Annotated in this window: 7 protein-coding genes; 5 read left to right on the top strand and 2 right to left on the bottom strand. The window is 70.1% G+C overall.

Annotated elements, in window-relative coordinates; genetic code table 11:
* Positions 1 to 202 precede the first annotated feature (202 nt).
* Positions 203 to 1,591 carry a glycoside hydrolase family 43 protein gene (locus ACGFZQ_RS52110; protein ID WP_393846493.1) on the bottom strand — a complete coding sequence of 463 codons (1,389 nt, stop codon included), beginning with the start codon at positions 1,589 to 1,591 and terminating at the stop codon, positions 203 to 205.
* Between the two features lie 225 nt (positions 1,592 to 1,816).
* Between ACGFZQ_RS52110 and ACGFZQ_RS52115 the strand changes: the two genes are divergently transcribed.
* The 3 genes from ACGFZQ_RS52115 to ACGFZQ_RS52125 all read left to right on the top strand — a co-directional run bounded on the left by ACGFZQ_RS52115 (position 1,817) and on the right by ACGFZQ_RS52125 (position 5,159).
* Complete coding sequence (locus ACGFZQ_RS52115) at positions 1,817 to 3,241, top strand: amidase (RefSeq protein WP_393846494.1); 1,425 nt, start codon at positions 1,817 to 1,819, stop codon at positions 3,239 to 3,241.
* Positions 3,242 to 3,316: 75 nt separating this feature from the next.
* The gene (locus tag ACGFZQ_RS52120; protein WP_393846495.1) at positions 3,317 to 3,535 is read left to right on the top strand and encodes a hypothetical protein; all 219 of its coding nucleotides are present in this window, start codon (positions 3,317 to 3,319) and stop codon (positions 3,533 to 3,535) included.
* Between the two features lie 133 nt (positions 3,536 to 3,668).
* Complete coding sequence (locus tag ACGFZQ_RS52125) at positions 3,669 to 5,159, top strand: SPFH domain-containing protein (protein ID WP_393846496.1); 1,491 nt, start codon at positions 3,669 to 3,671, stop codon at positions 5,157 to 5,159.
* 103 nt (positions 5,160 to 5,262) lie between these two features.
* On the opposite strand, the gene ACGFZQ_RS52130 is transcribed toward ACGFZQ_RS52125, so the two are convergent.
* Entirely contained in the window at positions 5,263 to 5,676 is a 414-nt protein-coding gene (locus ACGFZQ_RS52130) for a MarR family winged helix-turn-helix transcriptional regulator (protein WP_393846497.1), read from the bottom strand.
* A 62-nt stretch (positions 5,677 to 5,738) separates the two neighbouring features.
* Between ACGFZQ_RS52130 and ACGFZQ_RS52135 the strand changes: the two genes are divergently transcribed.
* Together ACGFZQ_RS52135 and ACGFZQ_RS52140 are read left to right on the top strand one after the other, a co-directional pair.
* Entirely contained in the window at positions 5,739 to 6,539 is an 801-nt protein-coding gene (locus ACGFZQ_RS52135; protein WP_393846498.1) for an alpha/beta fold hydrolase, read from the top strand.
* A 19-nt stretch (positions 6,540 to 6,558) separates the two neighbouring features.
* Entirely contained in the window at positions 6,559 to 7,008 is a 450-nt protein-coding gene (locus ACGFZQ_RS52140; RefSeq protein WP_351744070.1) for a type II toxin-antitoxin system PemK/MazF family toxin, read from the top strand.
* Positions 7,009 to 7,128: the final 120 nt, after the last annotated feature.

The raw sequence follows: 7,128 nt of genomic DNA on the forward strand, positions 1-7,128 counted from the left end.
GCTCGGCTGGGAAACCCCAGCCGAGCGCCTGCATAAACTGCTCGCGGCCTGATCAACACGACCACGTGTTGCGACCACCCCTAGAAACCGCCTTCTGGTGCTCGCCGGGCCCTTCTTGCGGGAAATCCCGGGAAATCGAGGGATCTCGCGGGAACTACTGATGGGCCAGCTGAACATCCGCCCAGGTCAGCAGCAGTGCAGGTCAGGCCCAGGATGTCACCGGAACGAACGAGCTGTCCTGGCGGAACAGGTCCGTGCCGTCCGCGAGGGACACGCGGAGTTGGTAGTTGTAGTGGCGCAGGTAGTAACCGGGGTAGTTGTACGACTCGAAGCGCACCGAGCCGCTGCTCGTGCCCGTGCGGGCGATGAACGTGGCGTCCTGCGCGAACGTCGTCGTGCCGTCGTTGGCATCGAATCGGCCCCGGAAGTCGTAGTGCCGCAGATAGTTGCCCGCCACGTCACGGAACGAGTAGCCGTTGGAGTCCGCCAGGCCCGCGACGACCGTGAAGGTCGCCGCCTGCTTGTCCGCGGCGGCGCTGGAGCCGGTCACGACCGGGAGGTTGAGGAGGGCCGACTGCTCCTCCCAGTACCTCGTCGTGTAGTTGACGGACTGGAAGGAGCGGGTCGCGTTCTTCGTCACCGATGTGCCGCCCGACACCGTCTCCTTGATCACCGTGAAGTGGCGGGCCGTACCGGAGAGCGTGGGCAGGGCGGTGGGCGTGCTCCAGGTCGCGAACGTGTCGTAGCTGTCGCTGTAGTAGTAGGTGCCGTCGCCGTAGCCGTCGAAGAAGATCCGCCAGCCGCCGTTGTCGAGCTGGATCACGGACGGACCCTCGCGGTAGCTGCCCCAGCCCGCCCAGTCGCCGGTCCTGGAGATCGCGTAGGGACCCTTGAGGCTGGCGGCGGTGCCGTACTCGATGTACTTCGCCGTCTCGTTCTTCGTGAACGCGTAATAGGTGGAACCCACCTTCACGATGTACGTGTCGATGTGGTTCGAGCCGATGCCGGACAGGGCGACGGGCGAAGTCCATGCCGTGAGGGCCGAGTTGGTGGCCGTCAGGACGTACGGGATGAAGACCCACTCGTCGTCCGTCGTGGAGCAGGAGACGATGACGTTGACGCTGCCGTCGCTGTCCACGAACCACTCCGGCGCCCAGGCACGGGACAGGCCGGCGATCGGGACCGTGTAGTCGTACAGGAACGTCCAGTTGACCCGGTCGGCGCTGCGGGCGAAGCCGATGGTGGTGCTGACGTCCTGCCAGGTGTGGGTGGTGTAGGTGAGGTAGTAGTAGCCGTTCGTGTGCTTGAAGATGCTGGCGTCGCGGATGCGGTTGCTCGGCGGGGTGTAGGCCGAGGACTGCAGGAGGCGGAAGTCGGCGGCGTCGTCGGACTGGTAGACGTTCACGGTGCCGTCGTCGCTGTTGAGGAACGGGACGATCGTGTAGCGGGTGGCGTAGCCGCTCGCGGGCGCGGCGGCCTCGGCCGTGCCGAGCAGTCCGGGCAGTTCGCCCAGGACCAGGGCCGACGCGGGCAGGGCGGTCAGCGCGCGGAGCAGGGTGCGGCGGGACGGGGTGGGGGGACGTGTGGTCACGGGCGGCTCTCCCTGGGCTTGTCGCGGACGCGGGTGCACCCCGACGTCCGTCATTTCGAACGTAGTTCGAGAATGCGAGCAGAAAGTAGGAGGGACTGCAGGTTCACGTCAATGACTTGAACGGGACTGGGACACGGCTGGGTGCCGGCTGTGCGAAATCTGTACTGCGCGGCCCGACTCGACGTTACTCTCCGGTAAGCATCATGCTTCCGGAGGTGGGTTCTCATGCCGTACGACCGTTCACCGGGCCTTGCCGAGTCCGTACGTGCCCTGGCGGCAGGTGAACTGACGTCACGTCAGCTTGTCGAGGAGTCCCTCGCGCGGATCGCGGCAACCCAGGGTTCCCTCAACGCCTTCCGGATCGTCCGTACTTCCGCCGTACTCGCCGAAGCCGACGCCGCCGACCGGGAGTTGGCCGACGGTGTACGCCGTCCGCTGCTCGGGGTGCCGGTCGCGGTGAAGGACGACACGGACGTGGCCGGCGAACCGACCGCCTTCGGCTGCCGGGGCGAGTTCCCGCCGGCGACGGAGGACGGCGAAGCGGTACGACGGCTGCGCGCGGCCGGGGCGGTGATCATCGGCAAGACCAACACCTGTGAGCTGGGACAGTGGCCGTTCACCGAGGGGCCGGCCTTCGGCGCCACCCGTAATCCATGGCAGCCGCAGCACACCCCCGGCGGGTCCTCGGGCGGGTCGGCGGCCGCCGTCGCGGCGGGGCTCGTCCCGGCCGCGCTCGGCTCGGACGGCGCCGGATCCGTGCGCATACCCGCCTCCTGGACCCACCTCGTCGGCATCAAACCCCAGCGCGGCCGTATCTCCACCTGGCCGCGCGGCGAGCCCTTCCAGGGCATCACCGTCAACGGCACCCTGGCCCGCACGGTCGCCGACGCCGCCCTGCTGCTGGACGCGGCGAGCGGCAACCACCCCAAGGACCCGTACCGGCCGAAGGAGTTGACGGTCTCCGACGCGGTCGGCCGCGACCCCGGCCGGCTGCGTATCGCGCTCTCCCTGAAGCCGCCGTTCACCGCGCTGCCCGCCCGCCTCCAGCCGGACGTACGCGCCCGGGTCCTCGAACTCGCCGAGAAACTCGCCGCGTTGGGCCACACCGTCGAGGAGGCCGACCCGCCCTACGGCCAGATCGGGCTCACCTTCGTTCCCCGCGCCACGGTCGGGATCGCCGAACGCGTCCGCGAGGTACCGGCGCCCGGCCTGCTCGACCGACGCACCCTGGAGGCGGCCCGTCTGGGCCGGCTGCTCGGCGGCGCCCCGCTGCGGGCCGCCCGCCGCGCGGAGAGCGCACTGCGGCACAGGATCGGCGGCTTCTTCGCGACGTACGACGCGATCCTCGCGCCGACCACCGCCGCTCCCCCGCCCCGCGTCGGCGCGATGCTGGAGCTGGGCCAGTTCGCCACCGACCGGGCGATGATCGCCGCCTGCCCCTACGCCTGGCCGTGGAACGTGCTCGGCTGGCCGGGCGTCAATGTGCCCGCCGGGTTCGTGGGCGACGGACTGCCGGTGGGCGCACAGTTGCTGGGCCCGGCCGACAGCGAGCCGCTGCTCGTGTCCGTCGCCGCCCAACTGGAGGCCGAACTGCGCTGGCACGCACACTGGCCGGCCCTGGCCATGGCTGCGGACTCGCAGGCCACATGACAGACCTGCGGCGGACAACCTGCGCCCGATGACCCGCGGCTTTCCCATGGCTTGACCTGACCGTACCCTCTGACCATGGACGATGCGTCGATGGTCGGGCTCATGGGGCGGGTCACCGGAAGGATCGGGCCCGGGCTCGTCGGCGAGGTGATCGTCCGGGTGCGCGGGGGCGCCGAGCATTTCCTCGCCTACTCCGCCGACGGCGGCACCCGGATCGAGCCGGGCACGGTCGTGATGGTGGTCGAGTACCTGCCGCCGCGGACGGTCTACGTCACGCCCGCGTACGACAGTTGAGCAAGCGTAGCCCCAGGTGAGGGGCGTATGCGTCAAGATTGCAACAAGGATCCGTCAGCGTCTTCACCCCGCGCTCGCACGGGCGCACACTCCCTTCGTTCGGTGCCGAAAGGGCACCATGCAAAGGGGGCGTATGCCGATGGTTGTCGGCGTCGTTGCGGGGGTGGCGGTTCTCGCCGTTCTCGTGTTGATCGGTGTGTTCAAGATGATGTGGCGGGTCGCCGAGCCGAACGAGGCGCTCATCATCTCCGGTTCGAAGCATCGGACCGAGGGTCTTGAGGAAGGCATGGGATTCCGCATCGTCACGGGGCGCGGCACGCTGGTGCTGCCGGGCGTGCAGGCGGTGCGCAAGCTCTCCCTGGACCTGAACGAGACCGAGTTGTCGGTGGACTGCGTGACCCAGCAGGGCATTCCGCTGCGGGTGCGGGGCGTGGTCATCTTCAAGGTGGGCGACGACTTCGTGTCGATCGCCAACGCGGGCCGCAGGTTCCTGGACCAGCAGAAGATGATGTCCGAGCGGGTGCACAACGTGTTCGCCGGTCATCTGCGGTCCATCGTGGGCGGGTTGACGGTCGAGGACATGATCCGCGACCGCGAGAAGCTCACCGGACAGACCCGGGCCGCCTGTGGCACGGAGATGGAGAAGCTGGGGCTCATCGTCGACTCCCTGCAGATCCATGAGATCGAGGATCCGACCGGGTACATCAAGAACCTGGCGATGCCGCACGCGGCCGCCGTCCAGCGGGACGCGCGGATCGCGCAGGCGGAGGCGAATCGTCTCGCCACCGAGGCGGAGCAGGCGTCGTTCGCCCGGATGGCGGAGGCCACCCGGGACAGCGAGATCCTCCAGGCCGGCTACCAGGCCGAGCGCGACAAGGCGGCGGCCCAGTCCCGCCAGGCCGGCCCGCTCGCCGACGCGGCCGCCCGGCAGGAGGTCGTCGTCCAGGAGACGCGGGTCGCCGAGCTGGAGGCGCACCGGCGCGAGCAGCAGCTCCAGGCGGACGTCCGCAAGCCGGCCGACGCCAAGGCCTACGAGAAGCGCACGCTGGCCGAGGCCGAGCGTGACGCGCGTATCTCGGCGGCCCAGGCCAAGGCGAAGGAGACGGAGCTGGCGGCGGCGGCCGAGGCGACCCGGGTCAAGGCGGCCGCGGGCGCCGAGGCCGAGGCCACCAAGGCCCGGGGTACGGCGAGCGCCGCCGCGACCCGCGCCACCGGTGAGGCCGAGGCGGCCGCCGCACAGGCCAAGGGTCTGGCGGAGGCCGAAGCGGCCAAGGCCAAGGGCCTCGCGGAGGCGGAGGCCATCAAGGCCCGTGCCGCCGCCCTGGCCGAGAACCAGGAGGCGGTCGTCGCCCAGCAACTCGCCGAGAACTGGCCGGAGATCGTCAAGGCCGGCGCTTCGGCCTTCGGCAACGTCGACAACATGGTGCTGCTCAACGGTGCCGACGGGATGGGCGAGATGTTCGCCAAGGCGCTCACGATGGGCGGTACCGGACTGGGGCTGGCCCGCCAGCTGCTGGCGTCGATGAACCAGAACGGGCAGGCCTCGAACGAGTCTTCGCCGATTCTCAACGGGGTCACGGCCCCGAAGACGCAGAAGGTGCCGGTGGAGCAGGACGGCGAGTAGCCGAGAGCGGGAGGTCGGCCAGTAGCCGAGCGCGGAAGACCGGCGACCGACCGACAGCGGAAGAACAGGGGTGCCCCCGGCCGGACCGGGGGCATCTCCGTGCTCACTCCTGCTCGTTGAGCCGCCGCAACAGCTCCAGCAGGGTGCTCCGCTCCGCCGCCGTCAGCCCCGCGAAGCATCCGGCGAGGACCTCGCCGGCCACCCCGTGCCCGGCCGCCAGCATCCGCTCGCCGTCCGGGGTCAGATGGTGCTGGAGGCGCCGCCCGTGGCCCGGCCGCCGTTCCACCAGGCCCTGCGCGGCCAGGCGGCCCACCAGCGTGCCGAAGGCCTGCTCGCTCTGGAAGGTGGCGGCGGCCAGCTCGCGCGCCGAGGCGCCGGGCAACCGGTCGATGGCGCGCAGCGCGTCCCACTGCGCGAGGGTGGTGCCGACGGCCGAGAGCGCGCTGTCCATGGCCCGGTGCTGCCGGTACTGGGCCTGTTTCACCGCTCTTCCGAGAACTTGCAGGTCATCGTGCATGGGCCAAGTCTAACCGATAACTAAGCTTGTTTATCTAAAGATGTTTAGTTAGAGTCCTCGACATGACGACGAAACGCACCGCCCAGGTGTATCCCGACCTGCCCGTCTCCCTGACCGAGGCCGGCTCCGGCCGCCCGGTGCTCGTTCTGCACGGAGGCGGCGGCCCCGCCACCGTCGCCGGTCTCGCCGCCCGCCTCGCCGAGTCGGGCCGTGTCCTCACCCCGGTCCACCCCGGCTGGGACGGAACCCCCCGCCCCGACTGGTTCACGAGCGTGGAGGACCTCGCCGTCGCCTATCTGCACCTGCTCCAGGACAGCGAGGCGAGCGACGTCCTGGTGGTCGGCTCCTCACTGGGCGGCCAGCTCGCCGCCGAGATGGCGATACGCGACACGGCCGGGCTGATCACCGGCCTGGTCCTGATCAACGCGGTCGGCGCGGACATCGAAGGCGAGCAGGTCACCGACTTCTTCGCGCTGGATCCGCGCGCCCAGGCCGAGCACTCCTGGCACGACCCGGACCGCTTCTACGTCGACCCTGCCACCCTCCCCGCCGCCGAACTCGCCCGCCGCCAGGCCAACATGGCGACCATGCGGCTGCTCACCGACGGCGGCCGGATGACCAGCCCGAAGCTGCTGCCCCGGCTGGGGCGGGTGGAGGAGCCGGTGCTGGTGATCTGGGGCGAGAGCGACCGTGTCGTCACCCCCACTTACGGAGCCGCCTACGCGAAGGCCTTCCCCCAGGGCCGGTTCGAGCCGATCCCGGGCGCCGGCCACCTTCCGCACATCGAACGCGCTGACGTCACCGCCGAGTTGGTCGAGGCCGAACTGCGCCGCATCGGGACCCCGCCTGTTCTCGCAGGCTGAGGCCCCTTAGGGTGCCCTCGTGACTGCGCTTACCGACGACGAGAACATCCCCGGCCGTTACGGCCCCACCGCGACCACCGAGGCCGACCCGCACGAGGTCGGCAGGGTGCGCACCGAATACTCCCCCGCCCACGACGGCGACCCCGATCCCGGTGAGATCGTCTGGACCTGGGTGCCCTTCGAGGAGAACGACGGGCGGGGCAAGGACCGGCCGGTGCTGGTCGTCGCCCGCGAGGCGGCCGGCACGCTGCTCGCCGTACAGCTGTCCAGCAAGCGGCACGACAACGACCGCGAGTGGGTGGCGATCGGCAGCGGCCCCTGGGACCGGTCGGGGCGCGACTCCTGGGTGGACGTGGACCGCGTGCTGCGGCTGCACGAGGACGGCATGCGCCGGGAGGCGTGCGCGCTGGACCGGGGCCGCTTCAACCTCGTACGCAACCGGCTGCACGAGCGCTACGGCTGGAAGTGAGCCGCTAGTAGTGCTTCGTTACGTTGGGTGATCTCGCCTGGTAGTGGGCATCGTCTTGGTATGAGGCTGGGGGAAGTGGAACGGCTCCGGGGTGAGTTATCGGAGTTCGTTGCCGATGTG

The sequence above is a fragment of the Streptomyces sp. NPDC048254 genome (assembly GCF_043201895.1).
Lineage (GTDB): Bacteria > Actinomycetota > Actinomycetes > Streptomycetales > Streptomycetaceae > Streptomyces.